Origin of the sequence: Acinetobacter sp. 809848, from assembly GCF_000581275.1 — a bacterium.
GTDB lineage: Bacteria > Pseudomonadota > Gammaproteobacteria > Pseudomonadales > Moraxellaceae > Acinetobacter > Acinetobacter pittii.
Map to the genome: position 1 here is coordinate 22,207 of NZ_JEXG01000038.1, position 15,671 is coordinate 37,877.

A 15,671-nucleotide genomic window follows, 5' to 3' on the forward strand; every position below is an offset into this window, starting at 1 on the left:
CTTCAATTCACCGTAAATCCTATGACCACATTGTATTGCACAAAATCAGAGTCCTTACCAACTTTAATCGATTGACCGTTCAAACACTCTAAATCATCAAAAGAGAAATGTTCAAAATGGGCCAATAAAGAATCACCGAGAATCGTTAGTGCTTTTTCTCCTACATGAAGTCGATCAAAACATTGAACCATAATATTGCCGGTGCGACGGTTACAAGGCTTATCTGCTACACCTGAGGTAAAACTCGGGCCGCCTGCAATGGTTAGACTACACCATAAGCCTTCCTTTGGTACATTAAAGCCTGGTGCATTTGGATACTGAATTCTGTCCTGGGCAATACCAGTAAAGCTTTGCATACGATCAATAATAGCTTGCCTTGTCTGCTCTAAAGTCATTGCCATCTTAACCACCGTACTTCTGAGAAATATAAGTAAACGTGGTCTTGTAAATACCTTGCGGTGCTTGATCAGACCAACCATTTTCTAAGCGTTCAGCATAGGGCTGGTTGTTTTGAATATAAATCAAACTACCAAGTTTAAATTTCAGAGCTTGAATCGCTGCATCTTGCACGGCGTTTGTTTCAGGTCCACGTACACCATAGTCACCAGATCCAATCGAAACAATATGAGAAGCACGATAAGCGCCAGTATCAACGGGACTTGAAACAACTAAAGACTGAACAGCATCCATTGTAATTTTCTTTACCTTTTCCTCTGCCGTTTTAGCCAAATCAAAACTAAATTCAGTTGGCTTTTTCCCATTCCATCCCATCATTTACCTCGCTTTCTTCATACATTTCAAAAAGGTCTTGAGCGATCGCTTGAATTGAATATGCTTCAAATTCAGAGCTTGGCTCTTTTTCTCCCATGAGCTTTTTAACTTTCTGCCAAACATGAACAGCTTCATGTAATAGCAAGCCATAGATCTCTATCAATTTTCTTTCTGAGGTATCGCCCAACTGAACAACTGCATACGCGCCGTCAGAATAGTAATTGACTTGAGCCGCTGCTCCTTCATTAGATAAGAACGGATCGACCTTATTCATGTCTTCGAATAACAGATCCATGTGAAGCTGATTTCGAGCAAGCGTGTATTGAACATGTTGGAATGGTGAGATATGCCATAAAGGAACGTAATCTGTACTTATCATCTAAACTCCAAAAATTTCGCCCATTAAAAAACCCACCGAAGTGGGCTTATCTATATGTTTCTTTTAATTTCATTTGCCAAAGTAACTATCGAAAAGTATCTACTTGTTAGTTCATTATGAATTTCATGAAATTTAAGATATCTATCCATAAAATCATCACGAATTTGTTTGATTTCATCTCCATGTATTTTTCTATCTATATCGTCTTTTATTAATTTACCTTCTCGATAGGCATTAAATTCCATAATATGTAAATGATTAAGAGCTACGTTCAGCTTTGCATAATACATCCCTACATTTTTTTTAAAATCTACTACCAACTGATTTTTTTCATCAATTTCAACTAAAAGAATTCCTAAGAGATCCCTATACTCTAATAAAATTAATCTTTCAGAAAAGTTTTCAAACTCAATATTACTGTTGATGTTTTCTTTAAAAATTCTATTTACGTATTTACCAATTGTTGTTTCAACTTCTTGGAGTATCTTTTTAATTTCATCAATGCTATTGAATTGTTCTTTGATGTGATACTCAACCCTCCAGTCGTTAAATAAAACAAATGCAGCAATTGGGGCAAGAAATGCAGCACCTATAGTTAAACTATCCTTTAAAACATCGTAAGCTAGTTTTTTATCAAGTAAATATGGGTACCAAGGAAATGAACTTAGTATAAAAAAACTAATTAATAAGTAACCCAATATTCCACCACCAACAAAGTAGCCAACTCTTTTGATTTTATCTTCTAATTTTTTTCTAGCCATATACCCCCCTAATTTAGAAGGATATTAGACCAAGTATTTAAACCTTCCTCAACTGGCATTTCCAGATTGTTCCAGCTGGATCTTGTTGAATATGAATTACCCGGAATGAGTCTAAGGCAGTTAGCCATTCATCATCAATTTTAGGTACCATGGTTACTTCATTTTGAATTACGGTCGCTTTCTTATCCGTGGCTAATACTCCGAGTGTCTGAATCTCATATTGACTGTATGAGCCAAATAGAACGCCACGGCCTGAATAGTTTTCTTTAACTTCAACATAAGTTTCTGACTTAGGATCCCAATTCTTTTTAGATACCCGTTCACACGTAAATGTATGAACTGCATCTGCTAGATCTTCATTAAATGCTTCTGTAATTTCTGCCTGAATTTCGTCACGTAAGCCCATTATTTATGCCCTGTAAAGTGGAACGCCGAAGCCATTAAAACTTGCATTTGGGTCTTTCAAATCAAGCGAATCAATAAAATCAATTGCTATCTGTTCAAAGCTAGAAATCGCTTCAGTACCTTCCTGGTACTCTTTTTCAGATTCAACTGAATCAGCTTTAATTTTCTTTCGTTTAAGCAACTGTTCTTTGCCGTTATAAATTACTTTGGCCAGAACACCTTTAATGATTTCACAAGCAGCATCTTTAAGAAGTGAATCTATAGGATCCGGCACAAATCCAATTCGCTTTTTCATCCAAACATTTGCAAGTTGAACCAGACGAGCTTTATCACTGCCTGGTGCAAAATCGCTGCCCAAAATTGAATTTGCGTCATCTACAGTAATAAAGCTCATTTCATTATTCCTTTGGGATCAACTTAAGTAATTCTGCTTTTGAAGCAGTTGGCTTATAGCCAATGTTTTTACTTGCCAAATATTCTTTTAATTGATCGTTAGACCAATTTTCAAAATCATTTGTCGACGTTTCTGTTGCTGGATTTTCTGACGCTTTTCCAGCTTCCAATTCAGCAATACGCGCATGCATAGCAGCAACATCATTTTTAAAAGCATCAAATTCTGCTTGGATGCTAACTACCTTTCCTTCAGCCGCTTTAGTAGCATTGTCAGCTTGGAGTAAAGCATCTTTTAAACGTGAGTTTTCTGAAATTAACTCTGAACTATCACCACTTGCCTGTTCCAAGATTTCGATTTTCTGTTTAAGTTGCCCGTTTTCCTCAACAACTTTTTCACAGTCAGCTTTTGCTTGATCAATGACCTCTTGTAGCTCTGGAGTAATTCCCACTGCAACATTTACTGTGGCCAAAGTCGTTTTTACAGGTTCTTCCAATTTGCGAATTTCAACTGGAATATCTAAAGCTTCATAGTCATTCTGGATTTTTGGATAGTCACCATAAATGATTACTTCTTCAGCACTTCGATTTGGATATTCATAATAGTCAGGGTTTGCAATAGTCCCTACTTCTAACGCAGCTGCTGCAGCAATACGTGTATAGATTAGCTTCATGGCACTTTACTCTTAAAAATAAAAAAGAGGGCTTAAAGGCCCCCTTATGGAAAAGATTCGTATTAACCAGTTATTGCTGTCCCAGATAAATCAAGCAATGTACCAGCGGTCATTTTGTTGCTGGTTGCATGTTTCTTCCAGTTAGCACTTGAACCAAGCAAAGTAAGATCTGGATTCTCACCTTTCGTTGTATCCCAGCTATAACCAAGAATATCTAGGTTAAATGTACCTTCAGCACGCATACCAATAGCAAAGTTTTCTTCATCATTGATGTCGTATGCTCGGAAGCCCGGTACTTGCGACTCTGTTACAGTCACTGCTCCGTACTGCAAGCCAAAAGCATCGTTATCACCTACGGCGTCAGTTACAAGTACAGGTTTACCTAAAGTACCTGGTAAACCGCCATAAATAACGATTTCAGATTCTCCATAAATCTGCTTAGTGATAGCATCATCTACAATATCGAAATAGGTGTCTGAGTTCATTACCCACAAACCGATACGCCCAAACTTGTCACCAAATTTACGCATCCCACGTGTTAATGCTTTTCGACCGTCTACTGCAATACTTCCTTTTGCTACCATATCAGGATTGCTTGTAATCGCAGCTTTTAATGAAGCCAAGCTGTACTGTAAACGCCCTGCAACTAAAGCATCTGCCAAGTCATAACCAAGAATCATTGCAAACTCTTCAGGTGTACGAGCACGGCGCTTAAAAGCTTCTTCAGTAGATGCATAAGGACCGTATTTAAACGGAATTTTCACACCTACAGATTCTCCAGCGCCAATTTTTTCATGGTTAACTTTAGCATTAGAGTTCACATCACGGTGCTTGATACTGCCGCCAACACGATAAAATGATTCTTTATTAAAATCGCCTTCAATGATTTCATTTTTATAAAGAATCGCTCCAGCTGATGCCTCATTAAAGACATTCAAATTGTCTTGCAAACGCTCTAAATAAGCAGTTTGTGCCAATTGGTTATAGATGATCATGTCTGAATTAACTGTTGTAGTCATAACGACTTATCTCCAAATGTTTAATAATTAGTTCGGTAGTTTTAGGAAGGATTCTTGGCCATGTTCTTTGATGTAATCTGCTCTTTGAGATACTGACATCTCGCTGCGCTTCATACCTGCAGGTGCTCCACCTTTGCCCCCGCTTTGGAAACCACCGCCATTTCCTTTACCACCTTTAAGGATTAAGTCTTTATGCTGGTATCCACCAACCAAGGACTCTAAAGCTTCATCAACATTTGCAAGTTCACCAGGGCGGACGCGGGAATAAATCTTTTCGCCTTTTTGGTCGTAGGCAACTACTTCGCCATCTTCGATTTTGAAGTGATTACCAAAGGTTGCCTGAACCATATCAACTGGAACTGCAATGTTGTCTTGAATGTACTTAGAACGAGCAAAACCACCGCCGATAAGCTCTTTATGTAAAGAAGCTTCAAGTGCATCACGTTGTTGAACGATTGGAGCGTATTTATCTTCAACAGCTTTGATAGCTTCAGCTTTCACTTTCTCAACTTCACCAGCATCCACCAGCTTTTTATCGTCAAGATTTTGCATTGTCTGAATTGCTTTCTTAGCTGCCACTGGATCATCGATCCCTTCAAAAGCTTTTAGAGCTTTTTCTGCCGCTTCTTTCGCTTCACGGTTCGTTTTTGCTTCATTGTTTAAACGTGCAATAGTTGCTACAGAGTGAGCGGCATCATGCGGCATCTCTTTACCATCATCATGAACATAGATAGGTTTATCACCCTCTACTTCCGCATATACCTTACCGTCGATCGTTACTGTTTTAAGTTTCATTGGTCATCCAACCTATATTTTCAAAATGGGCATCCACCCGGTTTCGCCGTCTGCATCCACTTTCGGCAGGCAATAAAAAAGCGCCCCTAAGGACGCTTAAATTCAATTTAATAATTTAAAAGTTCGAAGCAAATAAACGGTAGCCTTCTAGTTCCCACAGCTTATTTTCAGCATGCTTTTCTGCATTACCTCGAGCCATACGTTCACCAATTTCTGCATCAAAGTTTTCAGCATTCACACATGCACTAAAACCAGAAGCTAGAAAAAACTTTCCATCTAAAAATGCATGAACAAAAGTAGAGGTTGTGCCTCCGGGGCATTGCTCAACCGTGTAAGAAACGCGCTCCATCAATGCATCAATTTGTGTTTTAGTTACTCGAGGTGCTACAGACTTTTCAACTAACTCTTGCTCTGTTACGTCTTTGATCATTTTCTTCTCACAAAAAAAGCACCCTAAGGTGCTATTAAATTAGTAAATTGGGTTAATTAGAAATTGAGGTTTTAACTGTCACACCAGTTAGAAAGTGTTTTTCTGAGCCACCCAAACATGTGGCACTTGAAAAATTCGCATAAACATCTTGAATATTTACACCTGTATCTTTTTCAAATTTACTGATTAATTCAGCAATATGGCCTGTTAGTGTTCTTTCTAACTCTTCTTTTCTCTTTACATACTCAGCAACTGATATTTCAGACATTTTTACCACCTTTCGCTACGTTTACTTTGTTAAAAGTGCTCTTGGCTCATCACCTACTAAGCGGACTCCATTCTCACCATAAGCCTCGAATGTTACGCTAATCGTTGTTGGTCCATCTTGAGCATCACTATTCATATGAACCGCTTTTTGCCCTGCCAGTGGCATTCCAGTTTCTTCATCACACACAACTAAAAAGCCTTTTAAGCTTGGGTGACGCTTAAGTACTAAATGTCTAACTTTTGATTCAATCATAAGCCCAACTCCTTGAATTTCTGCTCATCCAACTTTCGAAGTTGGTCCAATGTGTAAAGTCGGCCTTCAGGATCAAAGAACTTTTCAAAATCAAACTTTCCTTCTTTATAAAGCTTGTACCTCTTTGGCCCAAGCCACTCTTTTTGGAAAAAGTCATCAGTTTTTTTGAAGAACTCTTTGAATGTAGTGTTTGCATCCAATTGCCCTATTAATTGGCTGCGCTCATCTTTCGGGATGTCCTTTACTTTGCGCTCATCCATTACAAATGGACGCTCCCCTGGAAGTTTCCCATCTTTCTCAACTAGAACCAAAATGCTTCGGCAATGTGGATGTAACGGCGGTACACGTTTAGATGGATCGTTAATTTCCCATATGGTTCCATCCAATGACGCACATAGCTTTGAGGTTCTTCCATCAAGTACACTAACAAAGCGCACATATTCAAAACCCATTTGATTAAAGCTTTTTAAATAAGCTTGATTGGCCACATGACTGCGTATAGTCCTAACAGTGCGGTCAATATCAGATTTAGTGCTGTTTAACAGACCATCTTCGAAATTAAGGCGTTTGGTACCGCGAATACGCTGGATAATTTCTTGGTTTGTTTTACCAGTGTTAATCCCGTCACGAATCGCATATTCAACTTTTTGGCGGGCGCTTTCTGCAATTCTTGATAAAAGATCATCAACAAGAGCACCGCCTGTAAGTGGAACCTTTTTAGCTGCAGAATAAAGCTTTTCTCCAGCAGGTTTATTTATCGTTGTGCCGAATAACTTTGCCATATAGCTGGCTTCATATACGGCCATCGCAGTAGCTGAAACTGCGAAAGCTTCCGGCAAGCTTGTGTTTACACTACTAAACCATTGAGAAATTAAATCTCTTATTTCCCTGAGGTTTGAAGTTGTGTATTTCCCCCCGGCTAAAGCAATCTTTTCTGAATCACTTAGTTCATCCAATAGATCACGAAGCTTTGAAAGCATTGCATTGGTATCATCATTGAATAAACCTAATAATTCATTTACAGATTGCGAAGAAGTACGATAAAGATAAGCCTGGTGTTGAGTGAGTACCTCCAAAAGATTTTTATTATCTTTAGCCATATCACCCTACCTATAGATTCACTGTTCCGTCTTTTTCGCCTTCGATGTTGTCCAGCTCTTCTTTATACTTTTGTTTTGGGAACATTCCAGTCTGGTTATATTCCCACCAAGATTTAAATGAAGAACGGCCCTGTAGTGCTGCCTCATACAATTGCCGTGCTAGTTCAGCTTGATATCCTTGTTTATTGAATTCCTGACTGATTTCGAACATCAGTTCATCTTTAGTCAAAACATCAACATTAGGCGTTACAAACTTAGCTGCCCATCTTAAAGCCATCGAAAAAGCTTCATTCATATTCACAACACAAAGTGAAAGAACGGAATGCTGCACGGCGTCATCACTGTTTGATTCAGTAGCAGTCTTTTTGGCTGCTGAACCCTTTTCAATTAAGCGTGCACCCATCTCTTTCATCTGTTCCCATTTATCCTTCATGGCTTCCCGAGCTAAAGTGTTTGGATCTGCTTGTACAATCCCCAAATCACCGTTTTCAGGTAAAGGTAATAGAACTTTTGCACCGATATAAATGCCACGCTTTTTGGCCTCGTCGTACCAAGCCCAATTGACTCCCTTTGCATAAAACTGTGGTTGGCCCATATAAAAAACGGACTCTTGAAAGTCCGCACTATCTCTATAATGAGCTAAATTAAGATTAGCTAATGGGAGCAATGGAGGTTTCTTAATATCTTCGGAGTTATCAATAGCTCCCACAAAAGTGAATGGAATATAAGACCAGAAATCCCCATTATTATCAGTTGGATACTTCTTATCTTCGCCCTTCCATGTACCCTTGTCGCCTTTTGTGTATACCTGAACTGTATAGATGAAGTTTCCTACACCATCAGGCTCTAAACGAAGTACTCTGTACTGCTCTACCTCAGTTTTGCTAAAGCCATCAGCACCTCGTTCTGAAGTAAATTCACGGATGACCACCAAACAAAGCTTTTTCTGATTATCGACCATCATTGAATCCCAATTGATTACATCAATCGCATTCAATAAATGAATCATCGGAAAGGCTTTTTGCTGTTTAAACTCTGCAAGATTTCGTGCTGGAGTAACTGTTGGGTAGTCAACATATAAAGCGCATCTGTAATGCTTTAATAAATGTCGAATACCTGTTTGCGCCAATTGATAAGCACTTAAGCCTGCGCCGTTTGCATTACGTTCTAAATGTGCGAGCTGGGATGGAAACTTAAAGCTTGGATCTGTAGCAAATGCAGCACCCACTAAACTGTTTGATGTTGTACCTGTAACTTCATAAAACACAGCACGAATCAAATAAGCTAAATAAGCACTTTTGTTTGCTGGCGTTTTGTCATGCGCATTTGGCTTTGGTAAATATTTTTCACCTTTAGCCTTTACCGCATCCTCACCTTCACATACATCATCTAGCTTCTGCCAGTATGGCAAGTTTTTAACATACTCAGGATGTTTAAAAGTTACGTCACTCATCGAGCAAATCCCATATCAGCAAAGAAGGCTTCAAAACCTCCATTCAATTCATTAAATGCATCCGAGCCAGCATCAACCTGGTCGTCATGCGTTCCGTTCGGAAAATTTCGAAGCTCTTCAATAAAGTCTTTATTCCAATCACCCCTCAGCATTCTGACGTTACCCACGTTAACTTGAGCCGCAAAAGGCTGTGCTCGTGTGAGTTTGTCTCCCGAAACCGGTTTAGCTTTGACGTCATATCCTGCAAGTAGTTTTACGAATGAACTGGCTTGTGATTTACCAGCTTGTCCAGGATCTTGAGGAATCCTTACTGATACGCCTATCCCATCTAACTCTGTGATTTGTTTTAAGCGTTTATTGACATTGTCTGGACCAAGTTGCCCTTTTGTTACATCGACAATATAAGTAAAGCCATCTGCACCCAAAGCTTCTCTCACACCTGCAGTAAAGTCGCCTTCATTCTCAGTTGCACCAAAGTCCCAAGCTCTTACTTGCTTCACAATATCAGCAGGTAAAGCATCAACAATTTCAATATTGTCAGGCTTAAAAAAACCGCCAGCTGGCGGTGAAGGCATTTGACGGTATTGCCCGGCAAAAACATACGGCGCAGCTTTCTCCATTTGCTGCAATTTTTGAATATTATGTTTAGCTGGCCATAAAGCAGAACCATCCTCTTGAATTGCTGAAAGGCAAAGATGATCCCACACCTCACCGTTACCGCCCTCAACTGGTAAACCGTCTTCTCTCTTCCCTAACAACCAACCAGCCAAATCATCCTCATGCAAGCGCTGCATAATGACAATAATTGGCGTTTCCGGTGAGTTAGTACGAGACTCGAGTGTGTTCTGGAACCAATCAATCACACCTTCACGGATAGTTTTTGATTTAGCTTCATCGGCCTTATGCGGATCATCAATAATGATGCAACCACCAAAGCCTTCACGCATTTTGCCTGCACCGAAACCGGTAATTGTACCGCCTGTACCAGTCGCATAGCAGACACCACCAGCAGCTGTACGCCAGAAATCCTTGGCTTTACTATCATCACGCAATTTAAGTTCAGGAAATACCTTTTTATAAGCCTCCTCTTGAACCATATTGCGAGTCTGAAATGCGTTATTTGCAGCAAGCATTGCCGAATAACTGATATGAATAAACTCTGAATCAGGATTCTTTCCAAAACACCAAGCCATAAAATTAATTACGGCAATTTCAGTTTTTGAATATCGAGGTGGAACGTTAATAATTAAACGCTTAGTTTCACCACGATAAACCTTCATCAAAGCTTCACAGATTTCTAAGTGGTGCCAGTTCTGCATCCATTTGTAGTTACGGCGCTCCTTAAACATGTACCTTGTGAAGAAATATAAATCTTCTTGCGCCTCGATCTGGATGGCTTTATCCCGAGCCGCATCAGTACTCATCTAAGACCTCCCTCCGCGCTTTTAAATACTCTTCCATTGGAACCGGCACATCTGAATTAACCGTTTGTAATGGTCCGCCGTCTTTGCCTGTTATTTCTTGGCGGTTGGTAAATTGACCACCAATGTCTTTTGCAGCCTGCTCTAGAATTTTTAGCGCTGTCTTTACGTTTCTAGTTCTATCAAGCTGTCTTTGGTATTGCTTAAGACGGTAATACTTATTTGCAATAGGAATATCAATTAAGCCTTCATCAAATCTCACTCTGGTTGATTCAAAAAGCTCAACAAATTTCTTACTTAAGTTTCTGCCCGAATATTTAGTTGGGTCATAGCATTCACATTGGCTACGACTAATATCAACTCCAAACTCTTGCTTGACCTGTTCAACCACTTCTTGAGGGGTATCACGGCATGCAAGAGCTTGAACAATAAATATTTTCACAGGCTCTTTTAGTGCTGCCATAAATTCCCCTTCGTACAGCTACGTACAGCAAACAGGGCAAAAAAAAGAGCCTTAAGGCTCAATTTATTACACAGTTTCCGCAGCATCTTGAAATATCTAGATCCGAAACAAACGGCGGATTCTTGGCGACCTCAATTAGTCGCTTAACGTTCTTACTTGGTCCATAACGTTTAACTACACCAATAAACTCTTCAACATCATGACCAGCAAGATAGTGCTTAGGTAAGCCTGAATTGTCGCTATAAAGGATCTCGCCATCTTCATCTTTCATAACGCCAATGTGATACAGCTCATGTTCAAGCAAATAACAGAACTCAGTATCATTAGCACGCTCACAGAAAGAAGCATCGACTGTAATTAAGTATGTTGGAACAGCTCCGAACCAATCACGCATTTGTTGTTCCTGGCGTGCTTTTTTCCAACCACCAACATTAAACATAACTTTTTCACATTGGCCTAAAACCATAGCCTGCTTGCTTTTATATGCAGAAGAAGCCCAAGCAAATGCCAAGAACTCTTCATTATCATGTAATAGCTCAGCAATATGGTCATGATCTGGGTTATGAAGAGGTCCACCAATCGTTAAATAATTAGCGATAACCCACTTCTTTAAATCTGGTGCTGGAGTTATACGAATTGCTTCCTCTTCTTCAGCTTGGTCAATAAAATCAGTTGGTGGGAATGGTCTGATCTGATCCATTGAATATTTGCCTCTCTAAATTTTTAAGCCACTGACTGGCAAAATGAGCTTGAATCTGTAATGGTCCAGATTCATTACTCTTAAATCTAGGTGCAGCTTCTAAACGAACTACGATATAACCCATCTCTTCAGCCACATCGTAACGTTACATACTTTATGCTTTCGTTGGAAATTTTCCACCGCCCCACCTGACCATGGACTACTTAATATTTCAAACAAAACCCTGTGCTCAAATAAATGAATATAATTAATTTTTTTGAAATTTATTCTTTTAAAGACTACCATTTATAGGTAATTCCCAATTTATTCAACATAGAGAAAAAATGAGTTTAACAATAGATGATCTAATTTTATGCCATTGCTGTATTTATGTTGCTTTAGGCATATATGAACCTAGTGAAGAACTTAATGATTTATTATATGAAGACGCCAATACAACAATTCAAATTCTTGGTATGAATAGCTTCAGCAAAAAAATAGAAAATTTCCTTCCCCTTCCAAACCAAGATAACGGTAAGCAGAACAATGAAAACATACAGTTAAAAAGAAATGGGCTCCTTTTAAATGCAAAAAATCACGCAATTCTTTATATTGAATCGCGCATGCCAATGAGTGATGTTATGAGTCACAAGAAGGAGTGTTCAGAATTACCAGCATATGCTCAAACACCATTAAAAAATCAATCTGATCTTGCATTTCAATTAGTATCTAGCTCATTAACGATTGCACGAGGATCAAGATTGAGTAAAGATTTTGAACAAATTTACTGTAAATATCATGTTGAAGATAATAATACTAAAATACATTCCGTTTGGGACACCCCAAACCTTAGCTCAAGTATTGGGCCAATGACAAAACTATCTTCAGATGAATTAATAACAACCAAAGAATTGATTAAATTATTTACTACAAAGAATGAATTGATCCAAATTATTAATCTTTATTCTAACTCATTAACCCCATACATTCATGGGCATCTTTTTTCCTTTATTGCTGCTTGGACTGCGCTTGAAATGTTTATTGTAAAGCAATTTAAAGACTTTCGACCTGAAATAACTACCATCATTAAGGGGATTCCAGAGCTTGAAAAGCTATACGAAAGAATTATTATGAAAGATAATGAGAGATTTAGCCTACAAGAAAAACTTACTGCAATAATAGCTTACTACCACAATGATCTAAATAAATCTTTAGTTCATGAATTTAATGAAATAAAAAAAGTAAGGGATAAATTTATACATAATATGAAAGGTGATGTACGTAGCCTCCCCTTGGATAGCACTAAACAATTTTTTCTTAAATGTATTCATCTTTATTTACAAAAACACAATAAAGACTTTACTATTCAAAAAGATGGGTAGTTGCTATTGCCATAAGTTCATTAAAAAACCCCGCAAATGCGAGGTTTGTCGAATGGTTTACTTTTGCTTCGACCACTATAACGCAAAAATAGCATTTACCCTGTACAGGATCAAGTTTTGTATTTAATGCATCTAGTTTTTAATTAGGTAAAATTTAATAGATCTACGAGTTAGCGTCTAATTGATCAATCAAGTCTTTACCAAGTTGCCTCGTGTTCTTTTTACCACCTTTACTATTTAAATGGCTGATACCCTTAGTAGTTGCCAACTCTAGCAAAACCCCGTAAGCCGATACTTTCTCGCCATTTTTATAAACCAGTATAGTGGCGTCTTCTAACTGTTCTATCAAATAATCACCATATTCAACTGAACGTTTCAACTGATCCTTTGAAGTGTTAATAATTTCATAGTTAAAGTTGGCTGCAATTTCTATCAACTGATAAATATTACCTTTGCCCCATTGATTGGAAATAACATATATGTCTCCATTACTCATCTGTAACTGATGTTCTTTCTCAATAAAATAACGGTCATATCTTTGTTCATCCAATTGGTCAAGTTTAACCAGCAATCTATCCAGATTCGAATATTCATTAAACTCTGCTCTAAGATCTTCGATATTCTTATTATCGATTTCATCAAACCGGCATTTAATAATTTCCAGAGCCAGGTAACGTTTATTCAGAGTTTTACCATTGCACATGAAGCTTGAGTAATCCCTTGCATTCGTAAGCTTGGCTTCTCGTCTTTCTTCTGATTTTTTCTGTGCCTTAATCTGATAATCCTTTGCTTCTGGTAAAGGGATGATTTGTTGAATATCAACTAGAATCTGAGAATTATGGGTGTATGGCTGCATTCTTATACAAGTAATATCCAGATCTCGCTCATTAAGCCAGATCACTGACGTGGTCAATTCTTTTGAAAAGTTTGATGAGACCAGAATGATTCTCACGTCATCCGCAAAATTACTTTCATCCAGATTATCAACATCTACAAAATTTGAAATTTCTTTACGTGCATTGTCGTGATCAAAAGCTGGATAGCCATTATTTATTTTATATCGACGATATATATCTATTGCTATATCCAGAGTCATCGTAGAGACCATTGATGCATACCGGAGAGCTTGAAGTTCCATATGGTCACCAGTGTCTGTACGCTTCAGCTCTATAATTACAAGATTTGCATTTTTATCGATTGCCAGTAAATCAATTCTTCTCTTTGAACCATCCCATTCAGCATACTCTTCAGCAATAATGAGACAGTCCTCAGCAATTACCCCGATATTTTTCTTGAGTGCTTGCTGGAGATGTAGTCTTTCCAGAATAGCTTCTTCTTTAAAAGAGGTGGTCTCAACTGCATTTAGTTCATTATTATTTAAAGTAAATATTGGCATGGAATTCAATCTCTGCAAAAGATTTTACTTTTATACAGTATATGCCTTTCAACTCATAGAAAAATAAAAGCCCCGCCAATAATCGATATTTAGCGGGGCTAGTTGCGTTGTCAAACAGATCAAAAACTGAAATGAACTTTTATACTAAGTTATATTAAGTAATTTTCTAATGAACAGATTAGAAGAAACTAAACTAGAGCCCATAGACAAAACTAATTCAATTTCATTTCCAATAAATTCGGGATAAATTTCTGAAGATTCTATGTTAAGACAATAGCCAGTTGATGTAATACAGAATAGCTCTTTATCCCCTTCTATTGACTGAAAAATAAAATCATTCTTCCCATTCGTCAATGTAAAAGTATAGTTCGTATCGTCCTTAGGGAATAATCTCATATTAACCTCTCCTTAGAACATACTTTGAACTCATTTCAAACTAGCCGCAAGTTTTATTTTTAATTATTTCCATAAAAATCAATATGTAAAGTATTTTTTTAAATTTCAACTAAATAACAAAAAAGCCCACTAATTCGTTAGTGGGCTTTTTAATATATGGCGTGGTAGTGGGGATTCGAACCCCATGACTTTGGTTAAAACTTTATTGACTCAGTAACTGTAACTTCTTCGACAGGGATATCTAGCATCTACCACCAAAATCGCTAGGACCACACCCATACCGCATACGTATTGGAACGTACTGAAATATTGATCCATAAACTTCTCCTTATAAAAGCAAATTGTTGCCGCAGAAGATGCTATTTGGTATCCCAGTAAAAGAACACTAGTGCACTTAAAACCTAATAAAGTGGTGCTCATTTCAAGTGCTAATGAAACACCAGTCATAACTCGGTAAAAAACTGTTTGGTCTAAAAAACAATATAAGACCAGTATATAAAAACATTACCTTAAATCCGTAAAGCTGTCAATTAATTGTTCTGTTTAACTTTTTTCTATATTCACCAATATAAAAATCTATCTCGTCTTCCATATCCTTAAGAATGATATCCACCATTAGCCCAAGATATGCATAGTTCTTGCTATAAGTATCTGCTTTAACTTCATCAATACCACAGAATTTCAATTGGCCTTGCAATGTTCTGTCTTCTTTAATAACTGGACGCATTCTAAAGAACACCTGCATACGAGCTATCTTCATACAAAACAACTTCATATTAAAGTGATGGCGCTGACGCTCTTTAATTGCTACTTCATGCAAAATTGAACCGATATGCTCAACAAGCGTCTTAAATGCTTGCGTATTGTCGCGAGAATCACCCCATACCAACATTTCGCAATATGCCTTAGTTACATCATCTTCAATTGATGCGATTGCCCCACAACGCTCTTCCCATGTTGGTGCTTTCTCTCCTGTCGAGACAGCAGAAGTTTCATAGCTTGCCGTTTTAGCTCTCATTTGCTGACTGACCCATTCAAGATTTGATAATTCTTCTGTCACTGCTGCACTCATCTTTCACTCACCATTTTCTCTATCTGCTGAACCGCTAAACCTGACTTCACTTGCTCTGTACTGAACCGTAAAACTGTAAAACCCATCATTGCTGCCGAGTTATATTTCTCCATATCCCCGATGTAACCTTTTCCCCTTGTGTGACGTCCTCCGCTCCAGATACCG

Annotated in this window: 20 protein-coding genes and 1 pseudogene; 1 reads left to right on the forward strand and 20 read right to left on the reverse strand. The window is 38.1% G+C overall.

Annotation, left to right across the window (positions count from 1 at the left end):
- Positions 1 to 2: 2 nt before the first annotated feature.
- From J536_RS20480 to J536_RS25885, 18 genes and pseudogenes are all read right to left on the reverse strand, one after another.
- Complete coding sequence (locus J536_RS20480; RefSeq protein WP_032063787.1) at positions 3 to 401, reverse strand: hypothetical protein; 399 nt, start codon at positions 399 to 401, stop codon at positions 3 to 5.
- A gap of 1 nt (position 402) precedes the next feature.
- The gene (locus J536_RS20485; protein WP_032063789.1) at positions 403 to 771 is read right to left on the reverse strand and encodes a hypothetical protein; all 369 of its coding nucleotides are present in this window, start codon (positions 769 to 771) and stop codon (positions 403 to 405) included.
- On the reverse strand, positions 743 to 1,150 hold the full coding sequence (locus J536_RS20490; protein WP_032063790.1) for a hypothetical protein: 408 nt from the start codon (positions 1,148 to 1,150) through the stop codon (positions 743 to 745). The genes J536_RS20485 and J536_RS20490 overlap by 29 nt, the downstream gene beginning before the upstream one ends.
- Positions 1,151 to 1,200: 50 nt before the next feature.
- Positions 1,201 to 1,911, reverse strand: coding sequence for a hypothetical protein (locus J536_RS26255; RefSeq protein WP_032063791.1), 711 nt, complete (start codon positions 1,909 to 1,911; stop codon positions 1,201 to 1,203).
- A 37-nt stretch (positions 1,912 to 1,948) separates the two neighbouring features.
- Complete coding sequence (locus tag J536_RS20500) at positions 1,949 to 2,317, reverse strand: hypothetical protein (RefSeq protein ID WP_032063793.1); 369 nt, start codon at positions 2,315 to 2,317, stop codon at positions 1,949 to 1,951.
- 3 nt (positions 2,318 to 2,320) lie between these two features.
- Positions 2,321 to 2,710, reverse strand: coding sequence for a hypothetical protein (locus J536_RS20505; RefSeq protein ID WP_032063794.1), 390 nt, complete (start codon positions 2,708 to 2,710; stop codon positions 2,321 to 2,323).
- Between the two features lie 4 nt (positions 2,711 to 2,714).
- Positions 2,715 to 3,380, reverse strand: a complete 666-nt coding sequence (locus J536_RS20510; RefSeq protein WP_031968578.1) for a stress-responsive nuclear envelope protein — start codon at positions 3,378 to 3,380, stop codon at positions 2,715 to 2,717.
- 62 nt (positions 3,381 to 3,442) lie between these two features.
- The gene (locus J536_RS20515; protein ID WP_032063795.1) at positions 3,443 to 4,399 is read right to left on the reverse strand and encodes a major capsid protein; all 957 of its coding nucleotides are present in this window, start codon (positions 4,397 to 4,399) and stop codon (positions 3,443 to 3,445) included.
- A gap of 27 nt (positions 4,400 to 4,426) precedes the next feature.
- Positions 4,427 to 5,194, reverse strand: coding sequence for a DUF6651 domain-containing protein (locus J536_RS20520; RefSeq protein ID WP_031968575.1), 768 nt, complete (start codon positions 5,192 to 5,194; stop codon positions 4,427 to 4,429).
- A gap of 115 nt (positions 5,195 to 5,309) precedes the next feature.
- Positions 5,310 to 5,624, reverse strand: a complete 315-nt coding sequence (locus J536_RS20525) for a Gp49 family protein (protein WP_032063796.1) — start codon at positions 5,622 to 5,624, stop codon at positions 5,310 to 5,312.
- A gap of 52 nt (positions 5,625 to 5,676) precedes the next feature.
- On the reverse strand, positions 5,677 to 5,892 hold the full coding sequence (locus J536_RS20530; RefSeq protein ID WP_032063798.1) for a hypothetical protein: 216 nt from the start codon (positions 5,890 to 5,892) through the stop codon (positions 5,677 to 5,679).
- Between the two features lie 21 nt (positions 5,893 to 5,913).
- Entirely contained in the window at positions 5,914 to 6,144 is a 231-nt protein-coding gene (locus tag J536_RS20535) for a hypothetical protein (RefSeq protein WP_032063799.1), read from the reverse strand.
- A complete protein-coding gene (locus J536_RS20540) occupies positions 6,141 to 7,244 on the reverse strand; it encodes a minor capsid protein (RefSeq protein ID WP_032063801.1) in 1,104 nt (367 codons plus the stop codon). The genes J536_RS20535 and J536_RS20540 overlap by 4 nt, the downstream gene beginning before the upstream one ends.
- 10 nt (positions 7,245 to 7,254) lie before the next feature.
- Positions 7,255 to 8,697, reverse strand: a complete 1,443-nt coding sequence (locus J536_RS20545; RefSeq protein ID WP_032063802.1) for a DUF4055 domain-containing protein — start codon at positions 8,695 to 8,697, stop codon at positions 7,255 to 7,257.
- Positions 8,694 to 10,121, reverse strand: a complete 1,428-nt coding sequence (terL, locus tag J536_RS20550; protein WP_032063804.1) for a phage terminase large subunit — start codon at positions 10,119 to 10,121, stop codon at positions 8,694 to 8,696. The genes J536_RS20545 and terL overlap by 4 nt, the downstream gene beginning before the upstream one ends.
- Complete coding sequence (locus J536_RS20555; protein WP_032063806.1) at positions 10,111 to 10,581, reverse strand: DUF2280 domain-containing protein; 471 nt, start codon at positions 10,579 to 10,581, stop codon at positions 10,111 to 10,113. The genes terL and J536_RS20555 overlap by 11 nt, the downstream gene beginning before the upstream one ends.
- A 58-nt stretch (positions 10,582 to 10,639) precedes the next feature.
- Entirely contained in the window at positions 10,640 to 11,281 is a 642-nt protein-coding gene (locus J536_RS20560; protein WP_032063807.1) for a putative metallopeptidase, read from the reverse strand.
- Positions 11,250 to 11,554, reverse strand: a pseudogene (locus tag J536_RS25885) (hypothetical protein); the annotation flags it as partial. The gene J536_RS20560 and the pseudogene J536_RS25885, both read right to left, overlap by 32 nt.
- 50 nt (positions 11,555 to 11,604) lie before the next feature.
- Between J536_RS25885 and J536_RS20565 the strand changes: the two are divergent.
- A complete protein-coding gene (locus tag J536_RS20565; RefSeq protein ID WP_032063809.1) occupies positions 11,605 to 12,642 on the forward strand; it encodes a hypothetical protein in 1,038 nt (345 codons plus the stop codon).
- A gap of 163 nt (positions 12,643 to 12,805) precedes the next feature.
- On the opposite strand, the gene J536_RS24870 is transcribed toward J536_RS20565, so the two are convergent.
- Both J536_RS24870 and J536_RS20570 read right to left on the reverse strand, forming a co-directional pair.
- The gene (locus J536_RS24870; protein WP_068791395.1) at positions 12,806 to 14,038 is read right to left on the reverse strand and encodes a hypothetical protein; all 1,233 of its coding nucleotides are present in this window, start codon (positions 14,036 to 14,038) and stop codon (positions 12,806 to 12,808) included.
- Positions 14,039 to 14,960: 922 nt separating this feature from the next.
- The gene (locus tag J536_RS20570) at positions 14,961 to 15,506 is read right to left on the reverse strand and encodes a hypothetical protein (protein WP_032063812.1); all 546 of its coding nucleotides are present in this window, start codon (positions 15,504 to 15,506) and stop codon (positions 14,961 to 14,963) included.
- Positions 15,507 to 15,671 lie beyond the last annotated feature (165 nt).

Coding starts and splice junctions, on each gene's coding strand:
- J536_RS20555 (WP_032063806.1), bottom strand. CDS start 10,581: ATGGCAGCACTAAAAGAGCCTGTGAAAATATTTATTGTTCAAGCTCTT.
- J536_RS20480 (WP_032063787.1), bottom strand. CDS start 401: ATGGCAATGACTTTAGAGCAGACAAGGCAAGCTATTATTGATCGTATG.
- J536_RS20485 (WP_032063789.1), bottom strand. CDS start 771: ATGGGATGGAATGGGAAAAAGCCAACTGAATTTAGTTTTGATTTGGCT.
- J536_RS20545 (WP_032063802.1), bottom strand. CDS start 8,697: ATGAGTGACGTAACTTTTAAACATCCTGAGTATGTTAAAAACTTGCCA.
- J536_RS20530 (WP_032063798.1), bottom strand. CDS start 5,892: ATGTCTGAAATATCAGTTGCTGAGTATGTAAAGAGAAAAGAAGAGTTA.
- J536_RS20515 (WP_032063795.1), bottom strand. CDS start 4,399: ATGACTACAACAGTTAATTCAGACATGATCATCTATAACCAATTGGCA.
- J536_RS20490 (WP_032063790.1), bottom strand. CDS start 1,150: ATGATAAGTACAGATTACGTTCCTTTATGGCATATCTCACCATTCCAA.
- J536_RS24870 (WP_068791395.1), bottom strand. CDS start 14,038: ATGCCAATATTTACTTTAAATAATAATGAACTAAATGCAGTTGAGACC.
- J536_RS20565 (WP_032063809.1), top strand. CDS start 11,605: ATGAGTTTAACAATAGATGATCTAATTTTATGCCATTGCTGTATTTAT.
- J536_RS20560 (WP_032063807.1), bottom strand. CDS start 11,281: ATGGATCAGATCAGACCATTCCCACCAACTGATTTTATTGACCAAGCT.
- J536_RS20525 (WP_032063796.1), bottom strand. CDS start 5,624: ATGATCAAAGACGTAACAGAGCAAGAGTTAGTTGAAAAGTCTGTAGCA.
- J536_RS20540 (WP_032063801.1), bottom strand. CDS start 7,244: ATGGCTAAAGATAATAAAAATCTTTTGGAGGTACTCACTCAACACCAG.
- J536_RS20520 (WP_031968575.1), bottom strand. CDS start 5,194: ATGAAACTTAAAACAGTAACGATCGACGGTAAGGTATATGCGGAAGTA.
- terL (WP_032063804.1), bottom strand. CDS start 10,121: ATGAGTACTGATGCGGCTCGGGATAAAGCCATCCAGATCGAGGCGCAA.
- J536_RS20500 (WP_032063793.1), bottom strand. CDS start 2,317: ATGGGCTTACGTGACGAAATTCAGGCAGAAATTACAGAAGCATTTAAT.
- J536_RS20535 (WP_032063799.1), bottom strand. CDS start 6,144: ATGATTGAATCAAAAGTTAGACATTTAGTACTTAAGCGTCACCCAAGC.
- J536_RS26255 (WP_032063791.1), bottom strand. CDS start 1,911: ATGGCTAGAAAAAAATTAGAAGATAAAATCAAAAGAGTTGGCTACTTT.
- J536_RS20570 (WP_032063812.1), bottom strand. CDS start 15,506: ATGAGTGCAGCAGTGACAGAAGAATTATCAAATCTTGAATGGGTCAGT.
- J536_RS20505 (WP_032063794.1), bottom strand. CDS start 2,710: ATGAGCTTTATTACTGTAGATGACGCAAATTCAATTTTGGGCAGCGAT.
- J536_RS20510 (WP_031968578.1), bottom strand. CDS start 3,380: ATGAAGCTAATCTATACACGTATTGCTGCAGCAGCTGCGTTAGAAGTA.